Source organism: Bacillus sp. 01N45, from assembly GCF_056399205.1.
The window spans coordinates 290846-309601 of the sequence record NZ_JBFTQW010000003.1 but is presented as its reverse complement, the minus strand read 5'-3'; the positions used below and the strand labels follow the sequence as shown (position 1 = coordinate 309601).

At 34.5% G+C, this 18756-nt stretch carries 17 protein-coding genes; 14 read left to right on the top strand and 3 right to left on the bottom strand.

The genetic code is table 11. From position 1 onward, the window contains the following. Positions 1–6: 6 nt before the first annotated feature. The 9 genes from AC1DMU_RS09390 (at position 7) to cbpA (ending at position 11055) form a co-directional block, all read left to right on the top strand. The gene (locus AC1DMU_RS09390) at positions 7–1008 is read left to right on the top strand and encodes a putative 2-aminoethylphosphonate ABC transporter ATP-binding protein (RefSeq protein ID WP_088062569.1); all 1002 of its coding nucleotides are present in this window, start codon (positions 7–9) and stop codon (positions 1006–1008) included. Further along, a complete protein-coding gene (locus tag AC1DMU_RS09385) occupies positions 1009–2766 on the top strand; it encodes a putative 2-aminoethylphosphonate ABC transporter permease subunit (protein WP_142291693.1) in 1758 nt (585 codons plus the stop codon). Positions 2767–2787: 21 nt separating this feature from the next. After that, positions 2788–3582 carry a phosphonoacetaldehyde hydrolase gene (gene phnX / locus AC1DMU_RS09380; protein WP_088062571.1) on the top strand — a complete coding sequence of 265 codons (795 nt, stop codon included), beginning with the start codon at positions 2788–2790 and terminating at the stop codon, positions 3580–3582. 15 nt (positions 3583–3597) lie between these two features. After that, on the top strand, positions 3598–4695 hold the full coding sequence (gene phnW / locus AC1DMU_RS09375; protein ID WP_088062572.1) for a 2-aminoethylphosphonate--pyruvate transaminase: 1098 nt from the start codon (positions 3598–3600) through the stop codon (positions 4693–4695). Next, positions 4692–5876, top strand: coding sequence for a saccharopine dehydrogenase family protein (locus AC1DMU_RS09370; RefSeq protein ID WP_088062574.1), 1185 nt, complete (start codon positions 4692–4694; stop codon positions 5874–5876). The genes phnW and AC1DMU_RS09370 overlap by 4 nt, the downstream gene beginning before the upstream one ends. 40 nt (positions 5877–5916) lie before the next feature. Next, the gene (locus AC1DMU_RS09365; protein WP_088062576.1) at positions 5917–6699 is read left to right on the top strand and encodes a DeoR/GlpR family DNA-binding transcription regulator; all 783 of its coding nucleotides are present in this window, start codon (positions 5917–5919) and stop codon (positions 6697–6699) included. Between the two features lie 429 nt (positions 6700–7128). Further along, the gene (locus AC1DMU_RS09360; protein WP_142291694.1) at positions 7129–9429 is read left to right on the top strand and encodes an NEAT domain-containing leucine-rich repeat protein; all 2301 of its coding nucleotides are present in this window, start codon (positions 7129–7131) and stop codon (positions 9427–9429) included. 248 nt (positions 9430–9677) lie between these two features. After that, positions 9678–10307, top strand: coding sequence for a class II aldolase/adducin family protein (locus AC1DMU_RS09355; RefSeq protein WP_048545015.1), 630 nt, complete (start codon positions 9678–9680; stop codon positions 10305–10307). A gap of 124 nt (positions 10308–10431) precedes the next feature. After that, a complete protein-coding gene (cbpA, locus tag AC1DMU_RS09350) occupies positions 10432–11055 on the top strand; it encodes a cyclic di-AMP binding protein CbpA (protein ID WP_048545012.1) in 624 nt (207 codons plus the stop codon). 66 nt (positions 11056–11121) lie between these two features. Here the strand turns inward: cbpA and AC1DMU_RS09345 are convergent, their stop codons facing one another. Continuing rightward, entirely contained in the window at positions 11122–11892 is a 771-nt protein-coding gene (locus AC1DMU_RS09345) for a divergent polysaccharide deacetylase family protein (RefSeq protein WP_046958227.1), read from the bottom strand. A gap of 397 nt (positions 11893–12289) precedes the next feature. Between AC1DMU_RS09345 and AC1DMU_RS09340 the strand changes: the two genes are divergently transcribed. Beyond that, positions 12290–12571: an aspartyl-phosphate phosphatase Spo0E family protein gene (locus tag AC1DMU_RS09340; RefSeq protein ID WP_000495532.1), complete on the top strand. Its 282-nt coding sequence runs from the start codon at positions 12290–12292 to the stop codon at positions 12569–12571. Positions 12572–12600: 29 nt separating this feature from the next. Here AC1DMU_RS09340 and AC1DMU_RS09335 read toward each other — a convergent pair whose 3' ends face one another. Then, complete coding sequence (locus tag AC1DMU_RS09335) at positions 12601–14097, bottom strand: DUF3149 domain-containing protein (protein WP_088062580.1); 1497 nt, start codon at positions 14095–14097, stop codon at positions 12601–12603. A 194-nt stretch (positions 14098–14291) separates the two neighbouring features. Here AC1DMU_RS09335 and AC1DMU_RS09330 point away from each other — a divergent pair, with 194 nt between their 5' ends. From AC1DMU_RS09330 to AC1DMU_RS09315, 4 genes are all read left to right on the top strand, one after another. Next, on the top strand, positions 14292–14738 hold the full coding sequence (locus AC1DMU_RS09330; protein WP_000203344.1) for a MarR family winged helix-turn-helix transcriptional regulator: 447 nt from the start codon (positions 14292–14294) through the stop codon (positions 14736–14738). 160 nt (positions 14739–14898) lie between these two features. Then, complete coding sequence (locus AC1DMU_RS09325) at positions 14899–16593, top strand: M3 family oligoendopeptidase (protein WP_087984813.1); 1695 nt, start codon at positions 14899–14901, stop codon at positions 16591–16593. A 139-nt stretch (positions 16594–16732) separates the two neighbouring features. Continuing rightward, the gene (locus AC1DMU_RS09320) at positions 16733–17266 is read left to right on the top strand and encodes a DinB family protein (RefSeq protein ID WP_087984814.1); all 534 of its coding nucleotides are present in this window, start codon (positions 16733–16735) and stop codon (positions 17264–17266) included. 100 nt (positions 17267–17366) lie between these two features. Further along, positions 17367–17483, top strand: coding sequence for a DUF6254 family protein (locus AC1DMU_RS09315; protein ID WP_000038254.1), 117 nt, complete (start codon positions 17367–17369; stop codon positions 17481–17483). An 11-nt stretch (positions 17484–17494) separates the two neighbouring features. Here AC1DMU_RS09315 and AC1DMU_RS09310 read toward each other — a convergent pair whose 3' ends face one another. Beyond that, positions 17495–18703, bottom strand: coding sequence for an ATP-binding protein (locus AC1DMU_RS09310; RefSeq protein WP_088062582.1), 1209 nt, complete (start codon positions 18701–18703; stop codon positions 17495–17497). Positions 18704–18756 lie beyond the last annotated feature (53 nt).

Genomic DNA, 18756 nt, shown 5'->3' with positions numbered 1-18756 from the left:
GAAAAAATGAGCGAATATTTATCAATTCAACACATTCAAAAACAGTTTGATGCATTTACAGCGTTAAAAGATATTTCTTTTACTGTGAAAAAAAATGAGTTTGTATGTTTATTAGGCCCAAGTGGTTGTGGGAAAACAACATTGCTTCGAATTTTAGCAGGGCTAGAAGAGGCAACAACAGGTAGTATCGCTGTGGATGGAAAAGATATTACAGCATTACCTCCTGGAAAGAGGAATTTCGGAATGGTGTTTCAATCGTATGCATTATTTCCGAATTTAACAGCACTTGAAAACATTGAATATGGCTTAAAGACAAAAAAATATGGAAAAGCAGAAGTAAAAGAGAAAGCGCTAGAGGCGTTAGAACTTGTAGATTTGCTGAATGTAAAAGATAAATATCCTGCTCAAATGTCTGGTGGACAACAGCAGCGAGTAGCACTTGCACGTGCGCTCGCTCTGTCTCCGGATATTTTGTTACTCGATGAGCCATTATCTGCTTTAGATGCAAAAGTGCGTGAAAAGTTACGTAGAGAAATGCGTGATTTGCAAGAAAAAGTAGGAGTAACAACTATTATGGTTACGCATGATCAAGAAGAGGCATTAACGATGGCCGATAAAATTGTTGTAATGAATCATGCGGAAATTATGCAGATTGGCACACCAGAGGAGATTTATCAAAGACCAGCCAATCCATTTGTGGCAGATTTTATTGGTTCTATTAATTTCTTTTCGAAAAACAATGAAGAACATGCAATTCGTCCTGAGCATGTAACAGTTGTACAAAAGGATGGTATTAAAACGGTTGTGGAAAGCATGGAATTTCGCGGATCTGTATATCGGACGGAAGTGCGGGTCGTAGAAGAAAAAACACATCTTTATAACGAGAAAATTGTAGTGGATATATTGGCATCAGAAGTAGAAGTAACCGCAATTAGAAAAGGAAAGCCGATTCAAATCTCTTTCTCAGAAAATCATATGTTGTCATATGGAAAGAAGGTCATTGTATAGATGGAGATGTTAGAAGATTTCAAGGTAGAAAGTACGAAAAAAAAGATTAAGAGACGTATCGGTAAAGAAGAGTGGATACAAAGACTATTAATTATTGGTATGCTTCTCGCGTTTTTGATCATGCTTGTATTACCTCTATTACAATTGTTTACACAAGCTTTTTATGATAAAGATGGAGCTTTCATTGGTGTTGCGAATTTCAGTAAATATTTCACAACACCAACGCTAGTTCAATCATTACAAAATACGATATGGATTTCGGGCGCGACAACAATTATTGCAGTAACACTCGCTTTCGCTTACGCCTATGCGATCGCTCGTACGAATGTGTTTGGAAAGCGTGTATTTCAATATATTGCGTTGTTACCATTATTCGCACCAACGATGATGCATGGTATCGCACTTACATATTTATTTGGTAATCAAGGGTTAGTAACGAAAGGAATGTTTGGTTTGTTTGAAGGGATACAAATCCCTTTATATGGACCAGTAGGAATTGTAATGGCTGAAGTCATGTATACATTTCCGCAAGCATTTCTTATATTATTAATTGCTTTTCAAGGCTCTGATTATCGTTTATATGAAGCTTCTAATATGTTAGGAGCGAGTAAAACAAAGCAATTTTTCACTGTTACTTTACCTAGTGTAAAGTACGGATTAATTAGTGCGATGTTCGTTGTGTTTACACTTAGTTTCACTGATTTTGGTGCACCAAAAATTGTTGGTGGGCAATATAATGTACTTGCTACTGACGTATATAAGCAAGTAATTGGGCAGCAAAATATGCCGATGGGTGCAACTGTCGGAATGATTTTATTAATCCCAGCTATATTTGCCTTTGCAGTTGATCGCATTACGCAAAGAAAGCAGGCGAATCTCTTATCTTCCAAATCAGTACCTTACAGAATAATAAATAATAAGAAACGAGATGTTATTTCGTTCGTATATTGTAGCGTAGTAACGCTTATGATCATTCTATTATTTGTGGCAGTTGGTATTGCTGCAAGTGTGAAAGTATGGCCATATAATATGAGCTTTACATTTGAGCATTTTAATTTTTCCAGTTTAACAGGAGATGGACTTAAAGCATTTAAAAATAGCGTAATTGTTTCAACAATTACTGCAGTTATTGGAGCGGTTTTAACATTTATGTTCGCTTATGCGATTGAGAAAATAGATCAGCTACAATTTTTCCGAAAAGCAGGTTACTTTTTCTCTATCGTTCCTTTAGCGATACCAGGTTTAGTACTTGGGTTAGGCTACGTCTTCTTCTTTAGTCAACCAACAATACAAATCTTTGGACTTTCCGTAACGAACCCGTTCCATTCTCTATACGGAACAATTGCTGTGCTAGTACTAGTCAATATCATTCATTTTTATTCTGTAACATTTGTTACGGCAACGACAGCTTTAAAGAAATTGGACCGAGAGTTTGAACTTGTTTCACAGTCGATGGGGATACCGTTTTATAAAACATTCTTTCGAGTTACGGTACCGATGTGTTTACCGGCCATTTTAGAAATGGTAATGTACTACTTCGTAAATTCAATGGTAACTGTCTCAGCAGTTGTATTCCTGTATGCAGCTGATTTTAAACTAGCTGCCGTATCAATTGTAAATATGGATGATGCAGGAAATGTAGCACCAGCAGCTGCAATGAGTGTACTTATTGTTGTTACAAATATTGTAGTGAGAGTTGTATATGAATGGGGAACGAAAGCACTTCGTAACCGAACGTCACAATGGCAAAAAAGATAAATAAGAAGGGTGATGGATTGGATGAAAGTAGAAGCAGTTATTTTTGATTGGGCAGGTACAACAGTTGATTACGGATGTTTTGCACCACTGGAAGTATTTATGGAGATTTTCCATAAACGAGGTGTTGCAATTACTGCAGAAGAAGCCCGTAAGCCAATGGGATTATTGAAAATTGATCATGTTAGGGCATTAACAGAGATGCCTCGTATTGCGAGTGAGTGGAATCGTATTTTCGGACAATTACCAACAGAAGCAGACATTCAGGAGATGTATGAAGAATTCGAAAAGATTCTCTTCACTATTTTACCGCGCTATGCGTCGCCGGTTAATGGAGTAAAAGAAGTGATTGCTTCTTTACGTGAAAGAGGAATTAAAATTGGTTCAACGACTGGTTATACGAGAGAAATGATGGACATTGTAGCAAAAGAAGCAGCACTACAAGGGTATAAACCTGATTTTCTTGTAACACCAGATGATGTTCCAGCAGGTCGTCCGTATCCGTGGATGTGCTATAAAAATGCGATGGAGCTTGGTGTATATCCAATGAATCATATGATAAAAGTTGGAGACACGGTATCAGATATGAAAGAGGGAAGAAATGCTGGTATGTGGACAGTGGGTGTAATTCTCGGCAGTAGCGAACTCGGCTTAACTGAAGAGGAAGTGGAGAATATGGATCCGGTAGAACTTCGTGAAAAAATAGAAGTAGTTCGCAATCGTTTCGTTGAAAATGGGGCGCACTTTACGATAGAAACGATGCAGGAACTCGAAAACGTAATGGAACATATCGAGAAACAAGAACTTATTATTTCATAAAAGGGGAATAGGATCATGACTGAAAATCACTATTTATTATTAACGCCTGGACCATTAACAACAACCAAAACAGTAAAAGAAGTTATGTTATACGATTGGTGTACGTGGGATGCTGAATATAACAAAATGGTACAAGAGGTAAGAGCTAAGCTTGTATCGTTAGCAACGAAGGAAGAAGAGACATATACAACTGTTCTCATGCAAGGAAGCGGTACGTTTTCAGTTGAAGCAGTGATTGGATCTGTCGTTCCTAAAAATGGAAAGCTGCTCGTATGTACAAATGGTGCGTACGGTAAGCGAATTGTACAAATGGCAGAGCTGTTACATATAGATGTCGTGGTCAGTCAAACAGAAGAGTGGGAGCCTACTAATATTGCAGAGGTAGAAAAGATATTGCAACAAGATAAAGAGATTACACATATTGCAGTTGTTCATTGTGAAACAACAACAGGTATTATCAATCCAATTGTAGATGTATGTAAATTAGGGAAGCAATACGGAAAAGTAACACTAGTTGATGCAATGAGTAGTTTTGGTGGTATTGAAATAAATATCGCTGAGTTGCAAATTGACTTTCTAATTAGTAGTGCGAATAAATGTATTCAAGGGGTTCCTGGATTCGGCTTTGTTATTGCAAAGCGCGATGAATTGGTGAAATGTAAAGGGCAGGCACGTTCATTATCATTAGATTTATTTGATCAGTGGGAAACGATGGAAAATCAAAATGGGAAATTGCGTTTTACGTCACCTACACATGTTGTACACGCTTTTTATCAAGCACTACTTGAATTAGAAAAAGAGGGCGGAGTAGAAGCGCGTTACAATCGATATTATAACAATCAAAAAATATTAGTGAATAGAATGAGAGAAATCGGATTTAAGCCACTAGTAGATGAAAAATATCAATCGCCTATTATTACATCCTTCATTTATCCAGAAGAGGGGTTTGATTTTGGGCAGTTATATAATGAATTAAAGTGCGATGGGTTTGTTATTTATCCAGGTAAAATTTCAAAAGTAGATACATTCCGCATTGGAAATATCGGTGATGTACATGAGGCAGATATCCATCGCTTAGTTGATAGTATTGCTAAAGGAGTTGTTATAGGTTGAAAGTATTTTGCTTAGGGGGAGCAGGTAAAATTTGTCGTGAAGCAATTTTAGATTTAGTGCAATTTTCATCTTTTGAGGCGATTACAGTAGCTGATTTTAATGAAGAAGAGGGCCTGAAAGTAGTAGAATGGCTCAACGATCCTCGTGTTGATTTTGTGAAAGTAGATGTAACGAATCACGAGGATACGGTTGCAAAAATGAAAGGTTATGACATTGTAATGGACGGTACGACAATTAAGTTAAATGGATTGTCTACTCGATGTATTGCAGAAGCGGGTTGTCACGGTGTGAATTTGAATGGATTTGGTGAAGAAAATGAATCTCATTCTATATTTGCTCAAAATGAAAAAACGTGTTTACCCGGTTTTGGTATGACGCCAGGTGTAACGCAAATGATGGCAATGCATGCAGCAAATCAGCTAGATACTGTAGAGTCAGTACGTGTAAGTCATGGCTCGTACCGTCCAATTGCTTTTTCTGCATCAATTACAGAAACAACGACATATGAATATGATCCACATTTACCATCGCGTACAGTATATGAAGATGGTGAGTTTAAGCAAGTACCTCCGTTTGCGCGTCCAAGAGAAATTGAATTACCGGCGCCTTATGGTAAGGCAACGCAGTATATAATACCGCATTCTGAAACGATTACGTTAGCAAAAGCACTAGAAAATAAAGGCGTCAAACTGATAGAGACGAGAGGAACTTGGCCAAAGCAAAATATGCAGCTCGTACGTGCTTTATATGATTATGGTATATTGCGTAATGATCTGGTTGACATAAGTGGGAAAGAAATTGGTATTATGGATTGTATTTCGAAGTATTTATTGCAATCGAAAGAAGGGAAAGAAACAGAAATTTACGGTTATGCACTTCATGTAGAAGTAATAGGTATGAAAAATAATGAGAAACAAAGGCACATATTATATCATACACACCCGTTATCTGATGGTTCTGTTGTAGGGTGGGAAAAATTAAGAGCTTATACGAGAAACGTCGGTATTCCATTTGGGATTGCTACAGAGTTAATCGCAAAAGGGAATGTAAATAAAGTTGGTGTTGTGACACCTGAGGAAGCTTTTGTAAATCCACAAATTATTTTTGATGAACTAAAAAAGCGTGGTATTCATATTCATGAAGAAATTTTAACTGAAAAAGAAAGTTATAACTTTGTATAAGTAAGGCAGTGTATGAGGTAGAAATCAATGGGGTGAAGCTATGTCTGTAGTAGGTGAAGAAAGAAAGCGAACCATTCTTGAGAAGGTAGAGTTTAAAGGGAAAGTAAAAGTTTCAGAGTTAGCGAGAGAGTTTGCTGTATCAACAGAGACGATTCGTCGTTATTTAGAAGAATTGGATCGTGAAAAGAAGTTGAAGAAAGTGTATGGTGGAGCCGTCCAACTTCCGGGAGCTGGAATAGAGGCACCAATGTTAGAACGAGAGATGCTGCATATAGAAGAGAAGAAGAGAATTGGGTATAAAGCAGCAACGTTTGTGGAAGATGGGGATGTGATTGCGATTGATGATGGAAGTACACCACTTCAAATGGTGCCATATCTTGTTCATCGTAAAAATTTAACGATTGTAACAAGTTCATTTCCAGTAGCTACACAATTAATTTCTTCTATTAATAAAAAGATGTTTCACGGTGAAGTTTTATTTATTGGTGGAAAAGTATCTCCAAAGCATTCACGTGTGTCAGGTTCTATTTCACAGCAAGTAATCCAGCAATTTCATTTTCATAAAGCATTCGTTTCGATTGATGGATTGTTACCTGGTTTTGGGGTTTCTAGTTTTGAATTAGAAAAGGCGAAACTGTCAGAAGCGATGCTGAAATTAGCGGAGAAAACATATATTTTATGTGATCATACAAAAGTAGAGGTAAAAGGAAATTATCGAATAGCAGCATTTTCACGTATTCAACATGTAATTTGTGATAAGAAAATGCCCTATAGTTTTGAAGAGGAAGTCAAAAATCATAATATTCAATGGACAATTTGCTAAATAAATTGAACTCCCACCTGTTTTTGAGGTGGGAGTTTTACTGTCCGCAAATAGCGGGATAAAAGATTTGTATGTATGCAAAAAGTGGACACATTTTCTCATCTCTTTCATATAATTTACCAATACAAAAAAAGTTGGTCGAAGGAAAGAAGGGAGAAGCATGTCAGAACGGATATATAATAAACTTGTATTGTATGCAAATATTTTGCAAAAAATTGGTTTTATTAATGAAAAAGAAAAAAGTGAAATTCTTCATATGCTAGGTAAAAAGGCCCTTTGATTAAAGGGTTTTTTATTTTTTATCTTTGGAAATATAAACTTAATGTAATATTATCATTGACAATGATAATGATATTCATTATCATTTATTTGTAGATAATTGATAACATTTATCAATTATGAAAATTATATATGATAGGGGATATTATTTTGAAAAAAAGTTATATTAAGGCGCTAGTAGTAGCCACAACATTAGCAATTCCATTTGCTACATACTCTACTCCAGCATTAGCAGCACTAAAAGCTGAAGCAAACCAGTCGGTGGCAGCAGCTAGTGAACGTACATACGATACTGAGATTAAAATATATAAGGATCAAAAAAATGAGCCATCTATGGTTTCTCAGTACATAAAAAATCCTAAAGTAGCAATTGAAGATGGGAAAAAAATCGTTACTGTAACAATACAAGATAGCGATTATTTTCAATATCTTAGAATAGAGGATAAAAACCAACCTGGTGTATTTCAAGATGTGAAAGTTTTATCAGAAGATAAGAGGAAAAATGGAACGAAAGTGGTCCAATTTGAAATTGGCGAATTTGAGAAGAAGCATAATATGCAAATGCATATACTTATTCCGGCCATCGGATATGATCACAAATATCAAGTTCAATTTGAAATTAAAGATCCAACTGTAGGTGACAAAGAAACAGAGAAACCAGATGATAACTCTAATTCAGGCAATACGGAAACGGATCATCCAGTTGATAGTCAAAATATGATAACAGATAACAAATTAAGAGAACTTGTTAATAAAAAAGTATTTAATAGAAAAGATTTAAATACACCAATTACGAAAGAGGAGTTATTACAAGTAAAGGACTTGTTTTTAAACACGAATGAGATTCTTGATTATAGTGCATTAAAATATATGCCAAATTTAAAATCTTTAACAGTTGCGAATGCGAAGATAACAGATCCGTCGTTCTTTGCTAATTTAAAGCAATTAAATCATTTAGCTTTGCGTGGTAATGAATTTTCAGATGTAACACCACTTGTTAAGCTGGATAATTTAGCATCTCTTGATTTGAGTAATAATAAAATTACAAACGTTGCACCACTCGTTGAAATGAAAAATGTAAAAAGTTTATATCTATCAGGCAACCAAATAGAAGACGTAACAGCATTAGCGAAAATGGAACAACTAGATTACTTGAATTTAGCAAATAATAAAATTACGAATGTTGCTCCATTAAGCGCGTTGAAAAATGTAACATACTTAACTTTAGCAGGTAATCAAATTGAAGATATTAAACCGTTATATTCATTACCTTTAAAAGATTTAGTATTAACGCGTAATAAAGTTAAAGATTTATCGGGTATTGATCAAATGAATCAATTAAATAAATTATTTATCGGTAAAAATCAAATTGAAGATGTGACACCACTTGCTAAAATGACTCAGCTTACAGAATTAGATTTACCTAATAATGAGTTAAAGGATATTACTCCATTATCAAATCTAGTAAACTTACAAAAACTTGATTTAGAAGCAAATTATATTTCAGACTTATCGCCAGTTAGTAAGTTGAATAAGTTAGTATATTTAAGTTTTGTTGCAAATGAAATCCGCGATGTTAGACCAGTAATAGAACTAAGTAAGAAGGCTTATATTAATGTTCAAAACCAAAAAGTCTTTCTAGAGGATACAGAAGTAAATAAAGAAGTAAAAGTACCTATATACGAAAAAGACGGCGAGGTATCTACAAAAATCCGTCTGAAGAGTGATGGTGGTACGTATAGTAATGGTGTAGTGAAATGGAGTACACCAGGTGAGAAAGTATATGAATTTGGAGTGAAAGATCCATTTGCAGATACAGGTATTTTCTTTACAGGATCTATAATTCAAAATGTAGTAGAAAGTAAAGGGGACAACAATTCTAAAGAAAACAATACTTCTAAAGAAGATGAAAAAGTAGAAGTAGTAGAATTTAAAGATGTACCAAAAGGACATTGGTCAGAAGAAGCAATTCATTATTTAGCGAAAGAAAATATTTTCAAGGGATATGGAAATGGACAATTTGGATTTGGGGATAGTATTACTCGTGGACAAGTTGCGTCTTTAGTACAAAGGTACTTGAAATTAGAAAATAAAGTAGAGCAGAAAGAGAGATTTACAGATACGAAAGGGCATATGTTTGAGCAAGAGATTGCCACAGTTGCGCAAGCTGGAATTATGCAAGGAGATGGTACTGGGGAGTTCCGTCCAGATGGAGTATTAACTCGATATGAAATGTCAGTAGTATTACAAAAAGTATTTCAGTTAAAGGGAAATGAAAAGAGTGTAGAGAACTTTACTGATGTGCCAAAAGGTCATTGGGCAGAAGGCTATGTGAAAGCTTTAGCGGATAATAATATATCAAAAGGTGATGGAAAAGGAAACTTTTTAGGTGATGATTTCGTAACACGTGAACAATATGCACAGTTTTTATATAACGCAATAAAGAAATAAAAGATGAGAAAATACGTTATTCTTTGATTTAAAAAGAATAACGTATTTTTTATGTACAAAATGAAATAGGGAATAGACAGAAGTATAGATATATGGATGGCCCATTTTAAAGAAGAGCTATGAAACTATATTGACAAAAAGGCGTTATCATGTGATAATTCAATTAAATTTTTAGAATAATCAAAAAATACTCCTTTTACATAGAAAGGATTCGAACATTATATAAATATTATGCCGGGGGTGACGAAATGTTATTTTTTCTAAAAAAATGGAATGAATTAAAAGATGTGAAATCTGAATTGGCACTTCGTGATTGGTTTTATGGTACAAAAATTAGTTTATCACTCTGTACGTCAAAAGAGCCGTTAACTTTTTTAATAAACGTTGAGGGAAGAGATAAAGGGTTATTTTCAGAAGAAGACTTTATTGTTGTTAATTGTATGTGTGAGCCAGTATTTGAAAATGAGGAAAAACCAGCTGCAGAATCGTTTATGCATGCGGATATTTATAAAAAAAGTAGTGCAGAATGTATTTTACAAGTGCAGACTGTAGATAGTCATTTAATATCAGAGTTATATGGAGAAGAAGGGGAAGTAACATTCGATAAACGTAGTGTGGAACGTGTTTTTGGAAAAGAAGGTATAACAGAAATGACAATTCCCATTGTAGAAGATGAGAAGAAATTTGCTGATTTATTAGAAAATAATGTACCGAATTTTATTGAAGGTGGAGGAGTAGTTCTTGTTCATAATTATGGCATGATTGTGTGGGGGAAAACTCCAGAAGAAGCGAAAAAATGGCTAGAGGGTATAGAATATTTAATGAATTACCATGTAAAGTTGTTAATGATAAAAGGTGCAAAGAGCTCTGTTATATAAAATGTTTGTGATGTCGTTACAAGTCAATAAAAAATGAAAGCGTTTTAAAAATAATTTCACTCATAAAATATAGGTCTCCTTATTATATATAGATTACATGTTGACATGTAAGGAGGAACATATTTTGCGAGTTAAATATCATTTTCTGCCAAAACAGCAAGTAACATTTTGCAAAATGAACGATTCAGGTGAAGAGGCTTTGCACATTATGAATGAAACGGGATTTCGAGCAATCCCTGTATTAGCAGAAGATGAAAAGAAATTCATAGGGATTATTTATAAAGTAGATCTTTTAGAAAAGAAGTGTAATAGCGGATTAGAGAAATTAAGTGCGGAACATATGCTGGGAGATTCCTCCGCATTTATTTTTGAAAAGGATTCTTTTTTTAGAGCATTTTATGTTATTCGTCGACTTCCATTTTTAGCTGTGCTAAATGACTATAATGAATTTGTCGGTATCTTAACGCATTCCAATATATTTGATGTTATTGAAGATTCATTCGGTATGCGGACGGGTGGTTATATATTAACAATTGCAACACAAGATTGTAAGGGAACGATTAAAGAACTTGGGACATTGTTGAAAGCATTTAATATCGGTGGATTATTTACACTAGATAACGGTGATCAATATATTCGCCGCGTTATCGTAAATATAGCAGATGAGTTAAATGAAAAAAGATTAAAGCAATTAATCGAAAAAATAGAGAAAAAAGGATTCAGGGTGAGTCATGTAGATTATATTTAAGGTGAAAAGGAAAGGTACCAATTTGCTATATGCAGATTGGTACCTTTTTAGTGTGAGTAATGAATCTTATTTTGAAACAGGAGGTGGAGATAGTGCTAAATCAGATAAAAAAATAAAATCTGCATGCGCGCGAATGTTAGGAATAGAAGTTTCTATAACACGTGATGTAATTTCACCTGGAGGTCCAACGTGTCCAATAGCTACCATAATCGGTTTTTCTTGAAGTTTTTTAATGAGTAATTGGGCTTGTTTTGAAATATGTGCCGCCGTATACACATCATCAAAAAATAATTGATTTTCAATAATAGGCACTCCTAATTCTTTCCCGATTTTTGGGACAACACTCTTAGGATTTGTTTTGCTATCTAAATAAAATAAACCGTGTTTTTTACAAGCTGCAAGTATAAGTCGTACAATTCTTTCGTCCGCGGTCACTTTTGATCCCATATGATTGTTCATGCCAATTGCATGCGGTACTTCTTGAATCGCTTGTTCGAGTCGGTTATTTATTTCTTCGTCGCTTAAATCAGTTGTAATTGCTTTTGGTCCAAGCCATTCTTTTTTACCTTTAATAGGTTCCATTGGCATATGTATAATAACTTCGTGCCCTTTCTTATGAGCCGCTATCGCATCTTCCTTTGTGGAAGGGAGAAAAGGCATAACGGCAACAGTCAGTGGAATAGGAAGTGATAACATTTTATCAGTCCCCTTCATATTATTGCCGAAGTCATCAATGACAATAGCGACTTTGTTTGTATGGGCCTTTGCTTGAACAGGAAACAAGAAGGATGGTAAAAACATAGTAAATATAAGCAATGCAATCGTATATTTGCGCATATAAATATTTCCTTTCTATTTTATCCCGCTATTTGCGAGCAGTGAGGAATGGACAAAATCCCCAATGATTAAATTTCAATTTATCAATCATCATTATGTTTTGCGTTTTTATATAAATTAAACAAAAAATGTCGAAGAAAAGTATATGGAAAATAGAGAATCCGCTATTTAATTGGTATTTGTAAAAAAAGAAGATGAAAAAAATGTCTATTATTGCGAATGTATTTACAAAGATAGAATAATTTGTAATAATTCTCAAAGTGAGGGTAAAGATTTGTAAATTACAGGGAGAAAATGTTAAATTTTCTGATTCTTCAAATTCAAATATGATTAAGTAGTTAAAAGGCCGATGGAGAAGTAAAGTCGAGAGCACGGAAGTATAATAAGGGGGATATGGATGTTTACTGTAAAAAGGAAGTACACATTAGAAAAGCTTTCACGTGATATTCATATGAAACGTGAAGAAATGATTCAATTAGGTTTAACAAGTGGGTTAAATAGTATGGAGACAATTCAAGTGAGTCAAGAATTGGACAAGCTTATTTTACAGTACCAGTGTTATAAAGAAAAACAAACACCAAAATGGTTATCAATTATAAAGGTACCTATTTTTCAAATTGGGTATGAAGGGAAATCAAGTAATTTTTGGCGAATGCTTGTGGCTGGTTTTATGAAATAAGTATAATTACCCTTTTGGGATAAGGATAATTATACTAGGTGTAACGGAATTTCGATATGAACTGTCGTTCCTTCATTTTCTATACTATCAATAAAAATATGCCCATTGTACATCTCTACAATTCGTTTACATATGACAAGTCCAAGACCGGTTCCAGTATCTTTATTAGTAAAGAACGGATGAAAGAGGTGTTTTTGAATATGTTTCGGAATTCCCCTTCCAGTATCTGTAATTTTCAATTGTGCGTGTGTCTCATTGTTTGTTACGGAAATGGTCAGTGTGTCACCAGAATTCATGGCTTCAATTGCATTTTTTGTAATGTTTAAAACCACTTGTTTCATATGGTCTTTTGAGCAACGGATATGAACAGGATGGTCTGGCAAATGTAAATGGAATACAATGTTATGTAGATTCGCCTCAGATTGAATAATTAATGCTACCTCATTTAGAATGGTTCTCACATCATATGTTTGTTCAATGATAGCAGTTGGCTTTCCAAGAATAAGAAATTCGCTTACAATTTCATTAATCCGTTCTATTTCTTGTTCGATGATGGAAAAATAAAACTGATCTTGTTCATCTTTATATTTCTCTTTTAATAGAGCGACGAGCCCTTTAATTCCGGTAAGAGGATTACGGATTTCGTGGGCTGTACTAGCTGCAAAAGTTCCAACTAATTCAATTTTTTGTAGTTCATTTTGTTGTCTTTCCAGTTTTGTTTGACGTTTTAACAACATATATTGAGCAAGTAAAAATAAAATAGACATTAAAAATAAAGTAGCTATACACTCTATTGCAACCCACTGATATAAAGTTTTTTGATGGATAGGCAATGGAGAAACAGAGACCTTCCAATTTAATCTTTTGAGTGGGGTAGTAAGCATATTAGAATGCGCATCACTTGTTTCGTTATTATCATCGGTGAGAAAAACTACATCATGTTTATCAGTTACTTCAAAATGATATTGTGGCTTAATGGCATTTAAAGATGCTGAAATGTAGTCAAAGCGTAAACTTGCTAACAATAAGCCTGAGATTTCCTTCTGTTTATTGAAAATGGGAGAAGCAATCATAATAGCTTGATGTCCAAGAACACGATCTGTAATGACTGATGATACAGTTGTTTTCTTCGTTTGCAATACGTCTTGAATATATTTGCGATCTGAGACATCAACAGGTGGCCGGTCGCCTTCAGATGCGATTGTAATGATTCCTTCTGGTGTAGCGTAATATAAACCAGAAAAACGTGCATCGTTTCCATCTGTATCATGTACAATTTGTTTAACTCCATTTATATTTCCAGTCTCGGTTCCTACGACCTTTGAGAGCATTTTTAATGCGGAAATTGCTTCACCAAGGTGATGATCTAAATAGTCTCTATATAAAAAGAGAACCGTGTGAGCAGATAGTTTGTTTTCCTGCTTCATTTTATACGAATGATATGAATAAAATGTAGCACCAATCCCTATCGTTGGTAGGATAACAAGCACTATATATAAAACTATGCTGTGGAATTTGACTTTCAAATTTGGTACTCCTTCTTTTTTATTATCATTATATATAAACTATGTTAAAATTGTCATGTTTTTATTCAAGAATCATTCATAATATATTTGGGGAGAGGAAATGAATGAGTGAATACTCATTCGGAATTCAGATGAAGTACTAAGTTGTTTTTTCTTTTTATTACTGAGAATTTAAGTGAAGGGTTGAAAGTTGTATGACATCAAATAATGAACGAGAAGATATTTCTCAATCTTTAAAAGTATTTATTGCATTATCTCGTGTACATCGTTCTGTTATGGATACTACAAATAAATCTATACAAAGTAACGGGCTAAATCCAACTGAATTTGCTGTATTAGAACTGTTATATCATAAAGGCGGTCAACCGCTTCAGCAAATTGGTGAGCGTATTTTAATAGCTAGTGGCAGCATTACATATGTTGTAGATAAGCTAGAGAAAAAGGGACTAGTAAAGAGAATTCCGTGCCCGAATGACAGACGTGTTATTTATGCACAACTAACTGAATCTGGAGAGAGCTTTATTGCTTCTATTTTTCCAGGGCATGAGCAAGTTATACATCAGTCTTTTGAAATGTTAACGAAAGAGGAAAAGGATGAATTACTAGCTCTATTAAAAAAGATTGGAAAATATGAAAAATAATAGTATGTTTCAAAAGAGCTTTGGATAAAGAAATCCAAGGTTCTTTTGTTTACATGTAATTATGACAGCATCTGCCGTATTTTGTTGAAGAATAAGAGGAGATTTGTAAGTAAGCATTGAATTATAGTAAGGATGCACATAATGGAGAGGAGGCTCGTTCATGTCATTTAAAGACTATGAATATAAACGGCCAAATATTGAAGAATTAAAAGAAAAGTTTACCGTTGCTTTAGAGAAGTTTGATAACGTAAAAACGGTAGAAGAACAAAAACAAGTCATCAATTCAATTAACGAAATTCGCAACGACTTCGGTACAATGGGGAACCTTTGTTACATTCGTCATTCTGTTGATACGACAGATGCTTTTTATAAGGAAGAGCAAGATTTCTTTGATGAATTCTCTCCCGTTGTACAAGGATATGGTACAAAGTATTATAATGCGTTAATTCATTCTCCATTCCGTGAAGAATTAGAAGCGTATTATGGAAAGCAATTATTTGCTTTAGCGGAGTGTGATTTGAAAACATACTCTGATGAAGTTGTGAAAGATTTACAATTAGAGAATAAATTGTCTTCACAATATACACAGTTATTAGCATCTGCAAAAATTGACTTTGCAGGAGAAGAAAGAACGTTATCGCAACTGATTCCGTTTATGCAAGGGAAAGAAAGAAGTGAACGTAAAGCAGCAAGTGAAGCATATTACGGATTTTTAGCTGAGAATGAGGAAGAGTTAGATCGTATTTATGATGAGCTTGTTAAAGTGAGAACGAAAATCGCCAAATCTTTAGGTTTCAAAAACTTTGTTGAACTTGGATATGCAAGAATGTACCGTACAGATTATAATGCGGAAATGGTGGCGAATTATCGTCAGCAAGTACTAGATTATATCGTTCCCGTTACAACGGAGTTAAGAAAACGACAACAAGCACGTATTGGTGTAGAGAAGTTAGCATATTACGACGAAAACTTTGAGTTTGCTACTGGTAATCCAACTCCAAAAGGAGATGCGGATTGGATTGTTAATCATGGGAAAACGATGTATAAAGAGTTATCGGCTGAAACGGATGAATTTTTCAATTTCATGCTAGATAATGATTTATTAGATTTAGTTGCGAAAAAAGGAAAAGCTGGTGGCGGATATTGTACATATATTGAGAATTATAAAGCGCCATTTATTTTCTCAAACTTCAACGGAACATCTGGCGACATTGATGTATTAACACATGAAGCTGGTCATGCTTTCCAAGTATATGAAAGTCGTAAGTTTGAAATTCCAGAATACAATTGGCCAACGTATGAAGCATGTGAAATTCATTCTATGAGTATGGAATTCTTTACATGGCCATGGATGAAGTCATTCTTTGAAGAAGATGCAGATAAATATTATTTCTCTCACTTAAGTTCAGCACTTCTGTTTTTACCGTATGGTGTATCTGTTGATGAATACCAACATTATGTATATGAAAATCCAGAAGCATCACCAGAAGAGCGTAAGACAGCATGGCGTAATATAGAGAAAAAGTATTTGCCGCATCGTGATTATGAAGATAATGATTATTTAGAGCGCGGTGGATTCTGGCAACGTCAAGGACATATTTATAGCTCGCCGTTCTACTATATCGACTACACATTAGCACAAATTTGTGCACTGCAATTTTGGAAACGTGCAAGAGATAATAGACAAGAGGCATGGGAAGATTATGTGAATCTGTGTCAACAAGGTGGAAGTAAATCATTCTTGGAATTAGTAGAAGTTGCAAATTTAACATCACCATTTGCTGAAGGCTGTGTGAAAAGTGTCATTACAGAAATTGAAGCGTGGCTACGTGCGATTGACGACACAAAATTGTAAAAAACATGCGCTTTTTTTCACATGTTTAACATCGACATAACTAGAAAATGATGAGATAATAAAAGAAAATTCAGAATACTAAAGAGGTGTTTCTAATAAGGAGCACCTCTTTTCACCAACAAAAAGGGGGGAAAGAATTATGCTTCAATCTAATATGGATGTGAGTTTAGAAAGTTTGGTGAACTCATTACAGTCTACTCGAAGCACGCTATTATCAGAAATTGAAATGTTAAATGATACAGAAGTGAATGTAAAGCCACGCCGTGATAAATGGAGTATTATTCAAATTTTGCATCACTTGCATTTAGTTGAACAATCAGTTACATCTGCCCTTGTATATGCTTTACAAAAAAATGAAAGAAACACGACTCCATTTAAAGACCTCCAACTTACGCTTGATCGCACACATAAACGAGAAGCTCCTCAGCAAATGGAACCAACAGAAACGTTAATGAAAAAACAGCAAGGAATTCAATTGCTAGAACATTCACGACAAGAACTATTACACGCGCTTCATAGTGTGATAGATGAAAAAGATTTATTTGAAAATGGATTAAAGCATCCTATTTTTAACGATTTGAATTTGTATCAGTGGGTTCAATTTCTTGATTTGCATGAACAAAGACATCTTACGCAGTTAAAAGAGGCGAAACACGCAATTTTGCAACGATAATCAGAAGGAAGTGGGAGACCACTTCTTTTTTGATACGTGCATAGTTTTCTTTCTTATTTTGGAATACTACATGGAGAAAGAATAGAAGGAGTTGAAAAGTATGTCCAAGAAAAAGAAAGAAGAAGAGCGCGCGTGGAAAGCACGTAAAGAAAATCAAAAACCACATGGTAAAGTGAAAGCCTTTGCTGAATTAGTTGAAGGAACAGAAAAAACGTGATGAGTATTTCATCACGTTTTTTGTATGAGTGGAAAAGTTAATAAGAAGGTTGTACCTGTACCTTTTTCGCTTATAATATCAATTTTTCCGTTCATAGCTTGAATAACACTGAATACGACCATCATTCCAAGACCAGTTCCTTTTTCTTTCGTTGAGTAGAAAGGGGATCCAAGGCGTTTTACTTGTTCTTGATCCATACCAACTCCTGTATCTTTTATATACAATTGTATATGCTTATGGTCTGGAACTAAAGTGAGTACGAGATCACCGCCTGTAGGCATTGCCTCAATACAGTTTTTTAAAATATTTAATAAACATTGGTTTAGTTTTTGTTTTTCACCAGCGATATAGAAAGATGTACTTTGTTTGATATAGTGGATACGAACATTTGTTAAATTAGCAAGAGGTGTGATTAAAGATAAGGCATGCAATAATTCTTCCTCTACTTGTAACTGTTGTTCTTTTTCAATACTTGGTTTCGCGAAAGTTAAGTAGTCTGTAAGAACATGATTTGCTTGTTCGATTCCGTTGATGGCTATGTCGATATATAATTTTCGCTCTTGCTCAGTGCATGTATTTGACTGCAAGAGTTGTAAAAATCCTTTTGTTGAAGTTAATGGATTGCGAATCTCATGAGAGATGGACGCTGCCATTTCTCCAATTAAATGGAATTTTTCGGCATTCATAAGTTCGTTTTGAAGACGAACTTGCATTTGTAGTATGTGTAGCAAATATAAAATAAGGATTGTTCCAATTATTGTACATATTTCGTACACGATAATATGGGGTATGTAATCGGCGCTATTTGTAACCTCTGAGAGGAAAGAAGGTACCCAGCCCAAGCTAAATATGAGACTGTAAAAGATAGCGAGTGCTATTTTTATTCGATTAGAACTTCGGTTAAATAGTTTGTATGTTAATAGTAGAACAATAAACAGTAGAACCGAAGCGATAAGGGATGGAAAAACACCTATTCCCCCTAATAAGAAGCGGTATATGTTTAATACAGTTAAGATGGAAGCACCAGCAATAGGGCCCCCTGTTAATGTACCGACAATTAATACGATATGGCGCATATCAAATTGAAATCCATAATTTGTTTTTGCTCCGAAAGTAATACATAGTATGGTAGCGAGGCAACATAATGCAATAAATATAGCTGAATTTAATTTAGGAGAACGTTTCCCTTTTTGATTCCAAAATAAATGGTATACGAGCATTGTAACAAGGATGAATAATATATTTAGAAAGAGATAAATAATAAAGGGTTTCA